The following is a 15,848-nucleotide window of genomic DNA, read 5'->3' on the forward strand; positions in this document are numbered from 1 at the left end:
ATGACTTGCATCGGGCCATGAGAGTTTCTCCTTATTGATCTTGAATGTGGCCTTATTCGGTGTGTCGGTTCGTCGGCGACGCCGAGACGTATCCGCGCCCTGGCAGTGCTGGCCTGCACCGTGTACCGCTGGTCTGCTTCCTTGAACTGCGATCAGCCGTAGCCGTCACAGGCTTTGCAGTCGCCGCTGCCTCGGCAGCTGGCGCAGCGCGGAGCGGGCCACAGGCCCCTTCCAGTCCCGCCGCAGGTTGTGCACTTGCCGTCGCCCTTGCAGCGTTCACACACGGATTCCGCCCCCGATCTGCGGATCGGAGATCAGTACGAGCGCGGCCTCTCCCACCCGCGGGCGTCGTTGAGCACGGCGTAGAAGTAGTAGTTCGGTGAGCTGACGTAGCTGGCCGGAAGGTGGGCGGTGCTGAGGGCCGGGCTGTACTTGCGGAAGATCCCGATGGCCTTGGTCAGGCAGTTGTTGGTGAAGATGGCATAGCCGTTGTCCCGCATCTGCTTGTAGGTGCGCTGGGCTCCCGCGAGGTCACCTCCGGCCGTGTTGATACAGCGGACAGCCTCATAACGGGCGAGGCTGAGGGGCCTCTTGCCAGACTCCTCGCCACGCAGCTGCCGCCACGTGCCGCCCTGAATCCAGGTCCCGTTGTCCTGCCCGGGCTTGGTGTAGCTGTCGCCCTCCTTGTTCTCGGTGGAGCCCCAGATCCAGTGGTTCCGGTTCTTCGGGTCGCGAATCGCCCAGGCGACGTGTCCGTACGCTGTGCCCTTGAACTGCGCGCCCTGCTTGTCGAGGAAGAGGCATGCCCTCCCCTGAGGCGCCGCTGCGGCTTCGCCCGTCAGCCCGGTGAGGGCGCTGGCGGTCATCACCGCGCCAACGAGTGCGGACAGGACCCGGCGCTTGCGCGTGATTGTTCGGTTCATCGTGTGCTCTCCCACCTGCTCGGTGAAGGGGATTCGGCGATGCGGGGGACGCACCGTCAGAATCAACAATGGCCACCGGCAGCGGCCCAGTCAGCACACGGCGAGCACTGCATCTTGCAGTGGTCTTGCAGTGCCAGTGGCATCGCCGTGACCTGCGGTTTCATCACGTGATGCAAGAAAAGAGGGGGTACGCATTGAGCACCAGGGACGAGGAGCAGATCGACCAGCTCGCCGAGGCACTGGACCACTGGTCCCGCATGCTCAACGCTCTGCGCGTGCGAGCGGGCCTACAGCAGAAACAGCTCGCCAGAATGCTCGACGCCAGTCCCACCAACGCCTCGCGATGGCTCAGCGGCCATAAGATCCTCGTGCAGGGGGGTGCGTCGCTCCCGAGCATCAAGCTCACCGAGGCCGTAATCCGGCATCTCGCCCCAACTGCTGAGGAGGCATCGCACCTCGCTCACCTCGCCGACCGGATCCACCAGCTTCAGACCGAACTAGCCAGCCGCTACACCAACTGGCGGCAAGTAGCAAAGGAACATCTCCTCAAGACATCGCACGATGCGTCGCCCTCCAGCGTGACGAGCCGCAGCCCGCAACACCCCTTTCTGGATGAACCAGGCCATCAGCACGTCCCAGTCGGCCTCAGCGCGGCCACGGACGACCTCCTCGGCAAGGACACGGACGGCGTTGCCGACGCACCGATCAGCGACGGGAACGGCGGCCTCGGCCTCTCAGTCCAGGCCCCGCCGGAGCGAACAGATGACCGCCAGGCTCTCCAAGGCGCTGAGCGAGAGGGCCAGCAGCCCACCCAGTTCACACGGCCGGCTGAGGACCAGCAGCCGCCCGCGCCCTCCGAAAAGGCCGGGAAGAAAAGGACATCTGGTCAGACCAATAGACGGCGAGGCTTGGTCACGGCTCTTGGAGCGTTCATCGCGGTCGCGATCGCAGCAACTGCGATCACCACCATGTTCCTGCGCTCCAACGCACAGCCCGATAAGACCAACGAGAACGGCGCTTTCGGCCCTGCACAGACCCCCACCACCGAATCGAACGCGTCAAGCCTGGAGAAGGACACCCTGGGCAAAGACAGCAGGTGCAGCGTGCTACAGCCCGGGCCCGATCAGATCACCTGGCGTGTGTGCACGAGAGTTGAGGACGAAAGAATCTCCTTCGCCCTGAAGGTCACCAATAGCAGCAAAAACACCTCTACGGTCAAGGTGAACTTGCAATACGTCCAAGCCAGGAAGTTCAACGCGTGCCCAGGAGAGATTCCACGTCTCCTGGAGATCCCAGCGGGACAGACAATCGTCACCAACACCCGACAGTGCGCCGTCCCGCGCCAGAACTCCCCTTACGCCTACCAGGCGTCCGGCTGTGTGATCGCTTCTACCGAGAACGCCTGCTCATACAAGCTGTCCCCGACCGCCCATGTATACCCCGACACCACCAAGTGGCAACCAGACATCATTTGAGGTGAGCGACTGGACAGCTACCTGCCGCTGCGCATCGCGGAGTTGACGCGAAGGCCGCCCGGGTGCTGGAGAGGCCGCAGCCGGCACCCGCGTGACGTCGGCGGCGCGCCATCGCCGGTGCGGCGGCTCTCAGAACGTTGTGACGGTCGGAGCCTGCCGGAATCCGGCTGCGATCTCATGGTGGCGTGCGGGCACCGTATTCGGGCCGACGCGGACGTAGAACTCCGGGCGCTGTCCGTTGCGGTAGGCGTACATCTGGCCCCTGCCGGAGACTTCGATGGCGAGGACCTTCTTGCCGTCGTGGTCGATCACGCGTGGCTCGTAGGCCGGCACCGGCTCGAGGTTGTCCCGGATCATGCCCACGACCTGGAGAACCTGCTTATCGACGTTCGCCCCCTCGGGCAGGCCCACAATCTGCAGGTCGTCCTGGACGCCGATCAGGACGGTGCCGCCGTCCTGCGATGCGAAGGCGGCGATGGTCTTGAGCATCTTCTTCCGCGAGTCGCCCTCCGGGACTTCCCGTTTGCACTCCAGGTGCTGTCCCTCTCCGTTCGCCAGGAGGAGGTCCAGCTCAGGGCCGGGCTGCTCCCAGACGACCGAGGCGTCGCGGGCACGCCCGTACGAGGGAGCCGGGAAGCTGCGCCAGTCCAGCCACCGGTCCTCGCGGCGGAGCACCAACAGGCTGTCGTGCGCGAGTCCGTGGGGCATCGCGAAGCGGTAGGTGCCGGCACCGTCGACGGACTGGAGCTGGTTGCCCGCCGCCCAGCTCAGCTCCAGTACCGCGCCGTCCAGGGCCTCGCCGTCGACGACGGCCGTCAGCAGGTCGGGCCCGATGGTGATCTGCGGAAACCAGCCCGCACGCTGCGGCAGGACGATACGCCACAGATCCGCACTGTTCGCGGTGCTGTCGTGGGGGCGCTGGTGGAGGAAGGCGCTGAGGGCCTGGTCGAAGTTCAAGAAGGAGGGGCCGTCCCCGACCAGCAGGCCGTAGCCGGGCTGGGGAGTGCTGGTGTCCCGGCTGATGGCCCACTCGGTGCGCGGCCACGGCGTGGTCACCCGGCCCCACTCTTCCTGGCCGCGCAGCCGCTGAGTGGAGGCACTGGAGGACGGCGGGCCGGGGGAGACGACGTGGAGGCCGTGGACGTCCTGGTCGTCGCCCCGCAGCAGCGCGGCGACCGTCGGGCCGGGCAGGCGCAGCTCCAGGAAGGTCGCCGTGCTGTAGCACCAGGCTCGCTCCGTCAGTGGGGCGTCGTCGTCCAAGGTGACCTGACCATGGTGCAGTCGCCACTGTTGTGCGTCCGCGACCAGTGCCAGCCTGACCTTCACCGCGGCGCGCTCGCTGAGCATCGCCACCAGTGCAGCCGTCTCCATCTGCCCGCTGTTCGCCATGCCCGGCTCCCCTCTCCCAGTACCGCGTGGAGCCGATCCTCGCGCATCGTCACGGCCCATGCTCCCGAGCAGGCTACGCCGGGGGGTGGGTGAGCGGGAACACGGGCAGTAGCAGTGGTACCGACTGCGGCACGGGGCCGCTCACGACCACACCCCGACCTGCTTCATGGCGGACTCGGCCAGCTCGCACGGCCAGCGCTTGCCGCATCCCTGACAAGAGGGTTCAGGACCATCGGCAGGCGCGTGCTCTTTGAGGATCTCTTCGGTGACGTCCCAGAAGACCGCGTGCCCGGCGGTAGCAGGTTCCCGGCTCGCCGCGGGGAGCGCGCACATCGCGCGCCAATAGCGGTTCTGTTCGGCGGTCTCTTCCTTCACCGTTCCTCCTTCACCGGGCCCCGGGACGTCATGGCTGACCCCCCGGGGCCCGTGTCGTCTCGTGGAGCGAGACTCACTCTTCGTCGGTCAGGGCCTTGACGAACGGCTCTTCGGAGTCCAGCGAGCGGAGCAGGGGGCCGAGGAGCCTTCGCGTCACCGTGCCCGGTGCGCCGCGCAACTCGGCCAGGGTCACGCCAGTGCTCTCCTCATACGTGTCGACGCTGTACCTGTGGTTACTGGCGAAGACGGACGGCTGACTCCATCGACGTCGGCCGCGGAGCCGGTTGGCTCCGACGGCCACCGCCCAGTTCCCGTGGTAGCCCACGTCCTCGGAGATCAGGCGGATCAGCTCCAGCATGTGTCGGGTGAAGACGACGGCGGCAGCGTCGAAGATGACCTGCTCCGCATCACCTGGCGACTCGTACGGCCTGGAGGTGCCCTCGGAAAGACGGGTCATGAGCAGCCGCAGCCCTCCATCCTCGAAGAGCTGAAGCTCGATGACGGACTCGTCAGAGGAACGGCCTTCCGGGGTGTAGACGCGGCCGGCTCCGAGCCCCGAGGAGCTGAGAGCCACTCCCCTCGCGCGCCGGTGCCCCTGGTGAGCGGAAGACAGATCAGGGCTGAATCCCATCCCGGAAAGCGCTGCCCGGGTGCAAGGGGCTTCCAGGGCACGCTGGATCAGCGTGCGCAGGCGCTGGTTCCAGTCCCGGGCGCCGGTGATGGGCAGGCACATGTCCCGTCGTCCGGCGGTCGGCTGGGCGACCAGGAAGAGGTGGGACTGGGCTCCGACGTCGCGCAACGGGTCCTCGTCCATCTCCTTGCACAGCAGGGTGAGGGTGTCGGCCTCGGTGTTGCGTCGCCGTGTGTGGAGGGCGACGACTTCGGCGTCGCCCATCTGGTACTTCGTCTTGTCGCCGCGGCCGAAGTAGCGGTTGTCGACCATGTGCGGTGCGACGGGGCTGGCCGGGATGTGCACAATGAGGTAGCCGGTCCCGTCGTCGGCCGCCGCGCTGATCTCCTCGGTGAGGATGGTCAGGGGCGGGTCGGGGATGGTCCGGGCCACCTGCTCGATCTTCTCCGGCAGTCCGTTCAGGGGCTGGGGGGCGAGTTCGAAGGTGCGGCTCTCCTTGTTCTCCTGCACGCCGATGATCAGGGTGCCGCCGTTGACTGCGAACGAGGCCAGGTCGCGTGCCAGTTCCTTGTTGTCGCCCTTGCTGTTCGGGGCCTTCTTCAGGTCCAGGTGGTGGCTTTCTCGAACAGGCCGCCGTCGACGGCGGCCTGGAGGTCGGCCTCGGTCTTCGGCATCCACCGGGGGTTGTCGGAGGAGAGGTAGATCGATGTCACTGTGGCTCCCGCTTCCCGTGATCCAAGGCCCGGCACGGGCCGTAGCCCAAGGGGTTGAGCGCCAAGGGTACGGAGGGGATCCGACAATCGGCCGTCCTTCGGTGCGCCAGGGGTCAGCGCGTCCTCGGTCTCCTCGTCGCCGGCCTACGCGGCGACTTCGGCGTCCGTCAGGTGCAGCACCCGCGTGGGATGGACGGTGCCGTCCTGCACGACGTGGACGTGGCCCGGGTGCCTGCTGGGCTTCGGGCATGCGAGACGGAGGGGGCGGAATCGCTCGATAGCATGCAGCACCCGCCGGCCGATACGCGCCGCTGATCATGTTTTGAGGAGCCTTTGTGTCCAGCCGTATCCAGCCGGTGCACCCGGGCGATCCTCGCCGCATCGGCCCCTACCGCGTCATCGGGCGGCTCGGGACGGGCGGCATGGGCTCCGTGTATGCCGCGCTCGATTCCTCAGGGCTGCAGGTAGCGGTCAAGGTCGTCCACCCCGCGCAGGCGGCAGACGAGGAGTTCCGGGCCCGCTTCCGTCGGGAGGTGCGACTTTCCCAGCGGGTGACGGGCCCCTGTCTTGTGCCCGTGCATGATGCCGACACCGACGGCCCCGTTCCGTGGCTGGCCACTCCGTTTGTGCCCGGCCCCACCCTCGACCAATATCTCGCCTCGAGCGGCGCCCTGGACGGGGCCCGTCTGTACGCGCTGGCCGCCGGAACCGCGGCCGCACTCGCCGCAGTGCACGAGGCGGGCATCATCCACCGCGATGTGAAACCCCAGAACGTCATCCTCGCCCCGGCCGGCCCCCGGTTGCTGGACTTCGGCATCGCCCACCTCCTGGACGGCACCTCGGTGACCCGCACCGGGGTCATGACCGGCACCCCCGGCTGGATCAGTCCGGAGCACTACCGCACAGGTGAAGTAAGCCCCGCAGGGGACATATTCGCCTGGGGCGCGTTGATCGCCTACGCCGCCACCGGCCGCCTCCCCTTCGGCACCGGCGCCCCCGATGCCGTGGCCTTCCGCGTTCTCTCCGCCGAGCCGGACCTGCAGGGCACGCCCGAGGCCCTGCTGCCGCTGGTCGTGCAGGCACTCGCCAAGGAACCCGACGCCCGGCCGACCGCCGCCGAACTCCGCGACGCCTGTACCGTGCTGCTCACCGCCCAGGCCACAGCCGCCGCCCCGCGCGCTCAGGAGCAGCCGACACTGGTTGCCGATCTGGTGAGCGCCCACTGGGACCTGCCGCCCGAGGACGACACCGCCTGGCCCACCGCTGCCCGCGGCCGCCGCATCAAGCTACTGGCCACGGTCGCTGCCGTCGCGGCTGTTGTGGGCGGCATCGGCGGAGCAATCGCCGCATCATCAGCCTCCACAGCCGAGCAGAGCCAGGAAACGGCGCTGCCCAGCAGCCAGAAGAGGGCCCTCAGCGCCCCGCCCGCGGCGGAGCCGACCCGCAGCGGGCAGTCCCGCGACACCGCGTCACCGTCACCCTCCCCCGCTACGCCCTCGGCCGTTTCCGCAGAAACCCGCACGCCGTCGCCGACGTCCCCCTCACCGTTGCAGCCCCCGCCGTTCACTTACCTGCCGGACCAGTTGGACTGCGCGCCCCGGAAAGGAGCAGAAGTCGACGGGGCGTGGCAGTACTTCGCCCCCGGCGACGTCCGGGCCGGAGACGCAGTGGAACTCACCCTGCGCAACAAGTACGGCAACATCGAACCCGTGCAGACCGAGATGCCCGCCCTGGCCCGCATCTACATGCCCGACGGCACCTCACGCCTGGCACGAACAATCGTGCACTCCGACACTCCTGCCACCGTGGTCTGGCCCGGAGACTTCCCAGGAGCCGTCGCCGACTACCCACCGGGCACCTACACCGTGGTCTGGTCCGTCGGCGACGGCTCACAGCGCTTCATCACCTGCACCGGGTTCGCTGCGCAATAGCCACCTGCTGCCCAGCAGCGGCCGCGTCCTGTTGATCGCCGCCATCATCACCCACCCGCCACAACCGCGCTGATCACAGTCGCTCAGGCTCGCCCGCCGTCGTGACGGGTGGGCCCGAGGACGAGGGGAGCCTCGCCCAGCGGGCCGTCAGCGATCCAGAACCGGTGAGTGGACAGGATCATGCGCAATGCTTGGTTCATGGCGGCCTGCTGAGCATCGCACAGCCCCACGGGCAGGTAGTGGGCAGCCGTCGGGTCCTGCTGCCACACCACCCTCAGCGTGCGGTGGCCCTCCGGTACCAGGGCCACGCCGGTTTCCTCCCCGTCCGCGGCCGCCTCAATGTTGTACGGCGGCAGGCCGGCCAGCAGCACGACCTCGAGCACCGCCCTTGCCAGTTCTTCCTGCTGTCCGGTGAGCGTCTCGCCGCCCGGCACCGCGAGGGTGGCGAAGTAGCGCGCCTGCGTCCGGCAGTCCCCGCCGCGTGGATCCATGACCGCCTTCCTGGGGACAGCTACCGTGCTTCGACACACAGGCAGCGCATGTCCTTCTCAGAATGAAACGTCGAAATAGTCGATGTCGGTGAAGGCGACCTCGAGGCCCGCGGCGCGGCGTCCGCCGTCCCTGAAGTACACCTCCTGCAGCCCTTCGGCGACAATGTCCCGCATCTGCTGGTCGGTGGCGTCCTGTTGCCGGGCGTCGAACAGGCGGCGGGCGTAGGCCGGGGGGAGGTGGACGGTCAGCCGGCGCATCCGGCCGTCGTCGGTGGTGCCGATCGGCGCGGTGTAGCCGAAGCGGGCCCTCGTTTCGACGGTGATCCCGGTGCTGGTGGCGGCCTGCTTCCTGCGGCGCCCCCGGACCCGGGGCTGCCAACGGGCGCGTACGGCCGCGTCGATCCGGTCGGCGATGTCCTTGGGCGGGTGCTTGCGCTCGCCGGTGCGGTAGCGCTCCACGGACCGCTGGCTGACCCCGAGCTCCGCCGCGACAGCCTTGGTGGTCTTCAACTTCCCCACCAGGAAGTTGATACGGGCTCTGAGGCCCTTGGGCGGCTGACGGGTGAACGCCTCCTGGTCGGCCCGCTCGATAGCGTCCTCGATCTCCCCCACCGGTCAGCTCCCGTCCGTGAACGAGCTGGGGCCGTAACGCTGGGCGATCATGCGGGCGCCTGCAGCCGGGGCGAGGTCCACGACCAGGCGCTCGCCCACACCGGAGGCCGTGGTGGCGTCGGGCGAGAGGTAGCCGAGGCTGCGCAGCTCGCCGATCGCTTTACGGAAGGCGTCGCGGCCCTCAGCGGCCAGGCGCTCGTCGCGGGTGAGGGAGACCAGTTCGCTGACCGTGGGCTCCTGGCCGGGGGTGTAGCCGGTGGCGAGTTCGGCCAGGACGCCGCGGGCGCGCCAGGTCAGGCGCATGTCCCGCATCGCCCGCGCGAACAGCGCCGGGTCATGGGTGGGCGGGGCTGTGGGAACGGGCCACTGCGGGGGCAGGGCGTCGGGGGTGTTCATCAGGTACGACTCCTTCGGCGCGGTTCAGTGTCCGCGCCTACCTCAAGCTGGGGCGGCGTCATGCCGGTGTCGGTGGTCACGGCCTTACTCGCCTTCGTCGAAGACGGCGTCGCCGCCCTTGATGTGCCGGGCCGGGTTGAGGCCCTGCTCCATCAGATCGACCGCCCACAGCATCGACTGGACGCCCTCCAGCTTCGCCAGGCCGGGGGTGGGACCGAGCCGGAAGCCGCCGGGCTGCGGCTTGCCGGAGGCCGCGTACGGCAGGAAGTCGAGCGGGCTGTCGCCGGGGCTCGGGTAGACGACGCAGTCGGACAGCACGGCGAGCGGGTACAGGCCCGTCATCTTCGCCATGTTGCCCAGCTTGCGGTGCATGTTGACCCGGGCCTTGCTGATGACGGCGGCGCGGATGTCGGGGCGCCAGGTCGGCCGTTCCAGGGCCGGCCATCGGTCCCCGTCCTTATAGTTCTTGCCCTGCGGGCGCTCCCTGAGCTTGCCGACGCCGCCCTTCACGGTCGCCTTGATGGCGGCCAGCACGGCGGTCAGGGCCGGGTCGACCTGCTTGTGCTGCTCCATCGCGGCAAGGAAGGCCCGGTCGTCCAGGTCCTTGGTGACGCCGAGGTCGGCGAGGGTGTCGACGTAGGCGGTCCTCAGGCGGTCGTGCCACGGGTCCAGGTAGGCGCCGGTCTCGCGGCGCAGGTACGCCTCGATCGGGTGCACGTCGTGCCCGAGTTCCTGGGCGTAGGCGACGGTGTGCGTCTGGTACCAGGCCGGGCCCGTTGGGCGGGTGCCGTCCGGGGTGAACGGCGACGGCAGGCGCGGGTCCAGCTCGATGTGGGACAGGTCGACCAGCCAGGAGCCGGGGATCTTCGGGCTGAACTTCGGGGCGTGGAAGTGGTCGGGGGCGGACAGGCCGACGACCAGGCGGGCCGCGGCCGCGAGGAACGCGGTGTTGAGGTCCAGGCCGACCGCGAAGGGCAGCGTGCACTCCTCATCCGTCAGCAGGTCGACGTCGCGCACCCACTGATACGCCTCCTCGTTCAGGAACCCGCCCGTCCAGCCGGAGTTCACGGCGACGGGGTGCTCCGGGGTGGCTTCCGGCGGTGCCGGGTCCATCGGCATGGTGCCCAGCGAGCCGGGGTTGTAGCCGGGCACCCAGTTGCCGGTCTCCGGGTCCTGCACGGCCTTCGTCGGCGGGCGCAGCGCCGTCATCAGCTCCAACCCGGACACGGCCGTGGAGCCGCGCGGGGTGATGACGCGCTGGGCGTAGACACCGAGGACGCGGGCGATGTCGGCCGGCTCCATCTCGGCCACGCCGGGCCAGGACCGCTCATCGAGGGCGTCCCACGACAGGACCGCCAGCTGCACGCACTGCCGCTCGCGGCCCTGCGCCTTTCGGTAGATCCGCGCCCACGGGCCGAACCCGCGCTGCGTGAGCTGCCACTTCGCCTTCGTCACTTGCTTGACCACCGGGTGGTCTTCCAGGAGGCGCAGGGAGCGGCGCTGCTCAGGGCCCTGAAGGCGCTCCGGCAGCCCGAGCTTCACGGCGGCCGCGGCGGTGAGCACGATCAGCGGGTCGCTGTCCTTCCCGTAGCGGTTGAGCTTCGGCGCACCAAGGCCGGACTCCTTGAGGGTCCACTCCACCAGCTCCGGAACGGTGGTCGCCGGGCAGTCGAGCACGATCCCGCCGACGCCGTACGCGGAACCGTCACTGTCCAGCACGGCGAGCGGACCATGCGGGAACCGCGGGTCGGTCGCAGGCTTCGCCGCCTTCTTCCCCGCCGGACGCCGCGATGTCGCCGGGCCTGCGGAACGCTCCAGGGCGGCGGGAGCCTCCACCACCGCGGACGTCTCGGGCGCGGCCGGGCCGGTGAATGTCTGCGGAACCGGCTCGGGCTGGGCTGTGGGCGCCGGGGCGGGAGCTCCGTGGGCCGGGTACTTCGCCGCCCAGCCCTGCAGCAGCCGCTGGTACGCCGACAGGCGCGGCTCCCGCGGCTCGGACCGCCCGTTCTCCCAGTTCTTCACCGTCTGCGGCGTCGTCTTCATCGCCGTCGCCAGACGGGCCTGGGTGATACCAGCGGCCTCACGCAGCCGGGCCCGCTCTGCCGGGGGCGGGAGCTGAGGCTCCTCCTGAAGCAGCGCGTCAACAGACGCGAACAACTCTTCCTCGGTCGCCATACGGCTCCACCTCCGCCCCAAACCCTAGCAGACTTACCCCAATATTTAACTCATCTTTTAACCCGCCCGGATTGCTGTGTGTGGGATGAAATCGAGAGGGAGAAGAATGCTCACGACGCTCACCGTGTCCAGCGGGAGTGGGTGAAGCCCGGTCCCGGGGACGGCGATGGATAGTGTGCCCTGTAGTAGTTATCGCGCCTGGGAGTGCAGTCCGCTGGCGAGGTCGTCCTGGACCATGTCGTCTCGCTCAGCCGGCGTGAGCCACCGGGCGGATGAGCCGACGGCGGTCCGCTCCACCCACAGCACATCATCGACAGCCTCAGCGACGGCGTGCAGGTGGCTGATCACCATCACCAAGCGGTCACCCCCGGCCTGGGCGCGCAGTACCTCCAGTGCCAGGTCCAAGGCTGTGGTGTCGAGAGCGGCGAAGCCCTCGTCGAGGAAGAGGGAGCCGAGAGCCGGCCCACTGCGGGAATGCAGTTCGGCAAGCGCCAGGGCCAAGGCGAGGGACGCCATGAACTTCTCCCCTCCTGACAAGCGATTCGGGTGGTGGGCGACCCCGGAGCTGCGGCTGATGATGTCGAAGTCGTCTGCGAAACCGAATCGACCGTCGGACATCTGCCCGAGCAGGTCGCTGGCGACGCCGAGCAGTGCGCGGGTTCGCAGGGTGGTGAGGTGGCCCAGGAACTTGGCGTCGACCAGTTCGCGGCGTAGTACCTCGAGGGCTTCATAGCGGGCTTCGCCTGCGGTGATGGCGAAGTCCAGGTCAGCGGCCGGCTTGATCAGGTCCTGTGCTTCTCGCTGTTTGCAGCGCTGGTCTTCGGCTTCTTTGGTTGCCTGCGCGGCTGCGGCAACGAGGGGGTGAAGTGATGTGGGTATGGTCAGGTCGGCTGAGGCGTCGAAGCCGTCGATGTCGGCTAGTGCGGCTGCATGCTCGCCGAGGCGGCTTTCGGCGGCGGATGCGCGTTCTGTCGCCGTGGTGGCCCGCTCAGTGAGCTTGTCGCCGAGTACTGAGGTCGTCGCCGACAGGGCGGCGGCGTAGTGGCGGACCTCGGCGATCGTCGGCTGGGTGGGAGCTTCTGGTAGCGCTGGCCGGTCGGCCTCCTCGAGTCGGGTGCGAGCTTGGTCTGCGGCCTGGGCCCACGCGTCGAGGTTGTCACGCAATCTGTCGAGGGGGCGTTCCATGCGGGCGTGGGTGTCGTGGTCGAGGGTGCGCTGGTCGGCGAGTACCGCGGTCTTCTCCGCTCGGGCTGCTTCCCTCTGGTCGAGCAGCTCTTGGAGTTCGGTCTGTCGGGCGTTGACGGCTGTGGTGGCAGCGTCCGTCTGTCCGACGACGATGTCGATTGGGTCGTGCGACAGCATCGCCTGGATCCGCGGGGGAAGCATGCCGATGTCGGCGGCGGTCCTTGTTACGGCCCGGGCATGCCGCTCTTGAGCTGCGGATGCATCTTTTTTGTCGCGGTGGTGTGCTTTCTTGCGTTCTGCCAGTGTTTTGCGGTCTGCTTCGATTCCAGCGGTGCGGCGGTGCTCCTCGGCCTGCAGCTTTTCGGCGTGTGCGGCGGCCGCGTGTTCGCATGCGGCGATGGCGTGGGTGATCACTGCGGTGTCCTGCTCGGGGTGCTGCTGGTGCGGTGATGCGGTGGTGCTGGCGGCGGGGGCGGCCAGGACAGTGGTAGCGGCGGTCAGCTTTGCTGAGGCTGACCGGGCGTCGAAGTCCGTGCCTGCCTCGGTGGCCAGGGCCTCCAGGCTTCGGAAGGCTCGTTCCGCTGCCTGGGTCGTCTCCTGTGCCGTCTGCTGTGCGCTTTGGTGCTCGTGGTCACGTTCGAGCACCGCTTTATCGGCGGCGGTCACGGTGGCGCGGGCTTCGGCGCGCAGGTCGACGGCCCTGTCGTGTGCGCTCTTGGCCTGCTCTCGTTGCGTGTGCGCCTCGGCCAGCTCATCCGCGTCGGCCGGTGCGGGGTGGAAGTCGGCCGGGAGCTGCCGGCGGCATACAGGGCAGTCGTCGCCGGGGTGAAGTTCGGCGGCGATCGCGGCTGCCTTTTTCCGCAACCGCAGCGCCTCCAGGTGTGTCTCGGCCGCGATGAGATCTTTGTGGGCCGCAGATGCCTCGGCCTCCACTGGGCCGAGATCTTTGTGGGCGGATTCCTGCCGACCCACTGCGGTGGCGTGGGCGCGCGTGGTGTCAGCGACGCGCCGGGCCGCCGAGAGGGCCGCGTCCAACGCGGTGCGGACAGCTGTGCTGTGCGTACGGATCTGCTTGCTGGTCTCGGCGGCGGCACGGGCTTCCTCTGCCGTCGCTTCGACTTGTGCGGCCCGTTCGGCAAGTTCCGCTTCCGCCGTGGCGATGGCATCGCGTTCGTCGTCGAGTTGTGTGGTGAGGGAGACCAGCCGGTCGCGTTCGCCTCGGTGTTCCTCGGCGGTTTCTGCGAGGGTCTTCAGGAGCAGTGCGGCCTGGGCAAGGGCGTCCCGGCCTTCTCCTTGCCTCTCCGCCGCGATGATCGCTCCGGTCAGTTCCTCTTCCCTGGCCGCAGCCTGCTCGGCACGCCGGTCGAGGAGATCGCGCCGTGTGGTGAGGTCGGTGGCGGCGCACTCGAGCGTGTCGAGGAGGGTGCCGGCGTCGGTCACCTGGCGCGCTGCCAGGCTCTGACAAGCGCTGGTGGCTGCCGCCGCGGTGTCCCGGGCTTGCGAGATCTCTTCCTGCAGCGCCGTGATGCGGACGACGGCGGTGTTCAGGCGTTCGGCCTGGGCTGTGGCCGCGTCGGCGGCCGCACCGGCTGCGGCGGCCGTCTCCCGCGGGTTGTCCGGCATGGGGGCCCGTTTGGCTTTCGCATCGCCCAGGAGTTGCTGGAGCGTGCGGCCGTGGCGGGCGGCCAGGTTCCGCACTGCTTCCAGTGATTCGGCACCGAACAGCTCACGGAGCCGTTCGCTGCGCTCCTTGGGAGCGGCGGTGAGGAGCTGGTCGAACTTGCCCTGTGGGAGCAGCCCGACCCGCAGGAAGGTGTCGTAGCTCATCTGCAGCACCGTCTTGATGCGGTTGTCGACGGCCGTGGCGCCGTCGGTCTCCTCACCGGTGTCCAGGTTTTTCAGGTGGTGCCGGCCCGCGTTCGGGTTGGTGGCGTGCATGGTGCGGTGGACACGCCAGTTCTGCCCGTCGTGTACGAAGGTGAGTTCGACGCTCATGGCCTGTGCGCCGTCGGCGATGAGCTGCCGGGGTTCCTTGGCGTCCCAGGAGCTTTTGCGGAACAGGGCGAAGGCGATGGCGTCGAGCAGGCTGCTCTTGCCGGCGCCTGTGTCGCCGAGGGCCGCGACCAGGGTCTTGCCGGTGAAGTCGACGGTGGCCTGGGCGGGGTAGCTGCGGAATCCGGTGAGGGTGAGTGTCATCGGTTTCATCGCGTGGTCTCCGCGTCGGTGGTGTCGATGGCGGTCAGCAGGTTGGAGCGGTCAAGGGTGTCGAGGGGTTGGCCGGCGATGGCCGCGGTCAGCAGCGTCTCCTCGCAGCACGGTGCGGGGTCCTCGGGGTCGGGTTCGGCTCGCAGGTGGGCGAAGGCGGCCATGGCGCGGTCCAGGGCCGGGCCGCCGGTGCCGCGGTCGGCGAGGTAGTCGTGCAGCAGGTCGTCGATGTCGGGCAGTTCGGTGGTGGAGGTCTGCCGGTCCAGCACGCGGTGGGCTGTGCCGGTACGGCGCTCGTCGATGTCGACGAGTGTCGCCTGGGGCAGCATCTTGGCGAGGGTGGCGGGCAGGGAGGGGTCGAAGGCGTCGACGTTCACCACTGCTTTCACCCAGGCGTCCCCCACGCGGGCGGCGCGGTGGGCGATCTGTTCCAGGGTTCCTTCGAGGCGCACCAGACGGCGGCCTGCGGTAAGCGGTTCGAGTTCGATGCGGGGATTGGTGTCCGGGCCGATCTCGGCGAGTACGACGCTCTTGGTGTCGCCGGTCTCGCCGAAGTCCATCTGCAGGGGGCTGCCGGCGTAGTAGGCGGGGAATCCGGCACGGCCGACGGGCTGGGGTTTGTGGATGTGGCCGAGGGCGCCGTAGGCGACGTCGGGCAGGTCCGCGGCTGCGGCCGCGTACTCGGTGCTCAGGGAGATCCGCCGCTCCGAGTAGGACGGGAGGGCTCCTTCGATGAACAGGTGGGCGGCGTAGACCAGGACGTCCCGGGGGCCGCGGTCGGCGGTCAGGCGGCGGTAGACCTCGGCTTGGACGGTGCGCATCCGCTCGGCATAGGTCGCGGTGGTCAGGGCGGGGTCGGCGAAGTCGTAGGTGAAGCGGTTGGGGTGCAGGTAGGGCAGTGCGCCGATGCGCAGGGTGAGCTCCCCGTTCCTGGTCGGGTATTCGGCGAGGAGCAGTCTGTCGGGGCGGGCGTCGGTGGCGAAGCGGACCCGGGTCTGGTCTCCTTCGCGGGCGCCCATGTCGTTGAGGACGTACTCCAGGAACGTCAGGACGTGCGTGGTGTCGTGGTTGCCGGCGACGACGACCACGGGCGCGATCGTGCCGAGGCGGCGCAGTGACTGGGCCGCGCGGCGCATGTCGTCCAGGCTCGGCCGGGGACTGTCGAAGAGGTCGCCGCTGTGCACGATCAGGTCGGGGGCATAGTCCTCGGCGATGGCGATGATTTCATCCAGGACGGCGTCGACCTCGCTGTCACGTCGATGACGGCCGATCTGGCGGCCCAGGTGCCAGTCGGAGGTGTGAAATACGCGTCCCGTCACGGGTGCCTCCAGAGCAACGGCCTGCGGG

At 68.9% G+C, this 15,848-nt stretch carries 12 protein-coding genes; 2 read left to right on the plus strand and 10 right to left on the minus strand.

The features are described 5' to 3' along the window. Nucleotides 1-314: 314 nt before the first annotated feature. On the minus strand, nucleotides 315-923 hold the full coding sequence (locus STRIP9103_RS40735; protein WP_100244113.1) for a Tat pathway signal protein: 609 nt from the start codon (nucleotides 921-923) through the stop codon (nucleotides 315-317). Nucleotides 924-1,117: 194 nt separating this feature from the next. Here STRIP9103_RS40735 and STRIP9103_RS40740 point away from each other — a divergent pair, with 194 nt between their 5' ends. Then, nucleotides 1,118-2,398 (plus strand): helix-turn-helix domain-containing protein, encoded by a 1,281-nt coding sequence (locus STRIP9103_RS40740; RefSeq protein ID WP_009338611.1) that lies wholly within the window; start codon nucleotides 1,118-1,120, stop codon nucleotides 2,396-2,398. 129 nt (nucleotides 2,399-2,527) lie between these two features. On the opposite strand, the gene STRIP9103_RS40745 is transcribed toward STRIP9103_RS40740, so the two are convergent. From STRIP9103_RS40745 to STRIP9103_RS40755, 3 genes are all read right to left on the minus strand, one after another. Continuing rightward, complete coding sequence (locus STRIP9103_RS40745; RefSeq protein ID WP_009338586.1) at nucleotides 2,528-3,787, minus strand: AlbA family DNA-binding domain-containing protein; 1,260 nt, start codon at nucleotides 3,785-3,787, stop codon at nucleotides 2,528-2,530. A 141-nt stretch (nucleotides 3,788-3,928) separates the two neighbouring features. Then, nucleotides 3,929-4,162 carry a hypothetical protein gene (locus STRIP9103_RS40750; protein ID WP_009338537.1) on the minus strand — a complete coding sequence of 78 codons (234 nt, stop codon included), beginning with the start codon at nucleotides 4,160-4,162 and terminating at the stop codon, nucleotides 3,929-3,931. 73 nt (nucleotides 4,163-4,235) lie between these two features. Beyond that, on the minus strand, nucleotides 4,236-5,402 hold the full coding sequence (locus tag STRIP9103_RS40755) for an AlbA family DNA-binding domain-containing protein (RefSeq protein WP_324605717.1): 1,167 nt from the start codon (nucleotides 5,400-5,402) through the stop codon (nucleotides 4,236-4,238). Between the two features lie 439 nt (nucleotides 5,403-5,841). Between STRIP9103_RS40755 and STRIP9103_RS40765 the strand changes: the two genes are divergently transcribed. After that, on the plus strand, nucleotides 5,842-7,437 hold the full coding sequence (locus STRIP9103_RS40765) for a serine/threonine-protein kinase (protein WP_009338555.1): 1,596 nt from the start codon (nucleotides 5,842-5,844) through the stop codon (nucleotides 7,435-7,437). A gap of 83 nt (nucleotides 7,438-7,520) precedes the next feature. Here the strand turns inward: STRIP9103_RS40765 and STRIP9103_RS40770 are convergent, their stop codons facing one another. The 6 genes from STRIP9103_RS40770 to STRIP9103_RS40795 all read right to left on the minus strand — a co-directional run bounded on the left by STRIP9103_RS40770 (nucleotide 7,521) and on the right by STRIP9103_RS40795 (nucleotide 15,820). Continuing rightward, nucleotides 7,521-7,928 (minus strand): hypothetical protein, encoded by a 408-nt coding sequence (locus STRIP9103_RS40770; RefSeq protein WP_009338529.1) that lies wholly within the window; start codon nucleotides 7,926-7,928, stop codon nucleotides 7,521-7,523. Nucleotides 7,929-7,985: 57 nt separating this feature from the next. Continuing rightward, entirely contained in the window at nucleotides 7,986-8,540 is a 555-nt protein-coding gene (tpg, locus tag STRIP9103_RS40775) for a telomere-protecting terminal protein Tpg (RefSeq protein ID WP_009338607.1), read from the minus strand. Nucleotides 8,541-8,543: 3 nt separating this feature from the next. Next, nucleotides 8,544-8,936, minus strand: coding sequence for a hypothetical protein (locus STRIP9103_RS40780; protein WP_009338519.1), 393 nt, complete (start codon nucleotides 8,934-8,936; stop codon nucleotides 8,544-8,546). An 84-nt stretch (nucleotides 8,937-9,020) separates the two neighbouring features. Continuing rightward, nucleotides 9,021-11,111: a telomere-associated protein Tap gene (gene tap, locus STRIP9103_RS40785; protein WP_009338618.1), complete on the minus strand. Its 2,091-nt coding sequence runs from the start codon at nucleotides 11,109-11,111 to the stop codon at nucleotides 9,021-9,023. A 189-nt stretch (nucleotides 11,112-11,300) separates the two neighbouring features. Beyond that, nucleotides 11,301-14,501: an AAA family ATPase gene (locus STRIP9103_RS40790; protein ID WP_009338619.1), complete on the minus strand. Its 3,201-nt coding sequence runs from the start codon at nucleotides 14,499-14,501 to the stop codon at nucleotides 11,301-11,303. Further along, nucleotides 14,498-15,820: a metallophosphoesterase family protein gene (locus tag STRIP9103_RS40795; protein WP_009338574.1), complete on the minus strand. Its 1,323-nt coding sequence runs from the start codon at nucleotides 15,818-15,820 to the stop codon at nucleotides 14,498-14,500. Before STRIP9103_RS40795 ends, STRIP9103_RS40790 begins: the two co-directional genes overlap by 4 nt. Nucleotides 15,821-15,848: the final 28 nt, after the last annotated feature.

Source organism: Streptomyces ipomoeae 91-03 (assembly GCF_000317595.1).
GTDB lineage: Bacteria > Actinomycetota > Actinomycetes > Streptomycetales > Streptomycetaceae > Streptomyces > Streptomyces ipomoeae.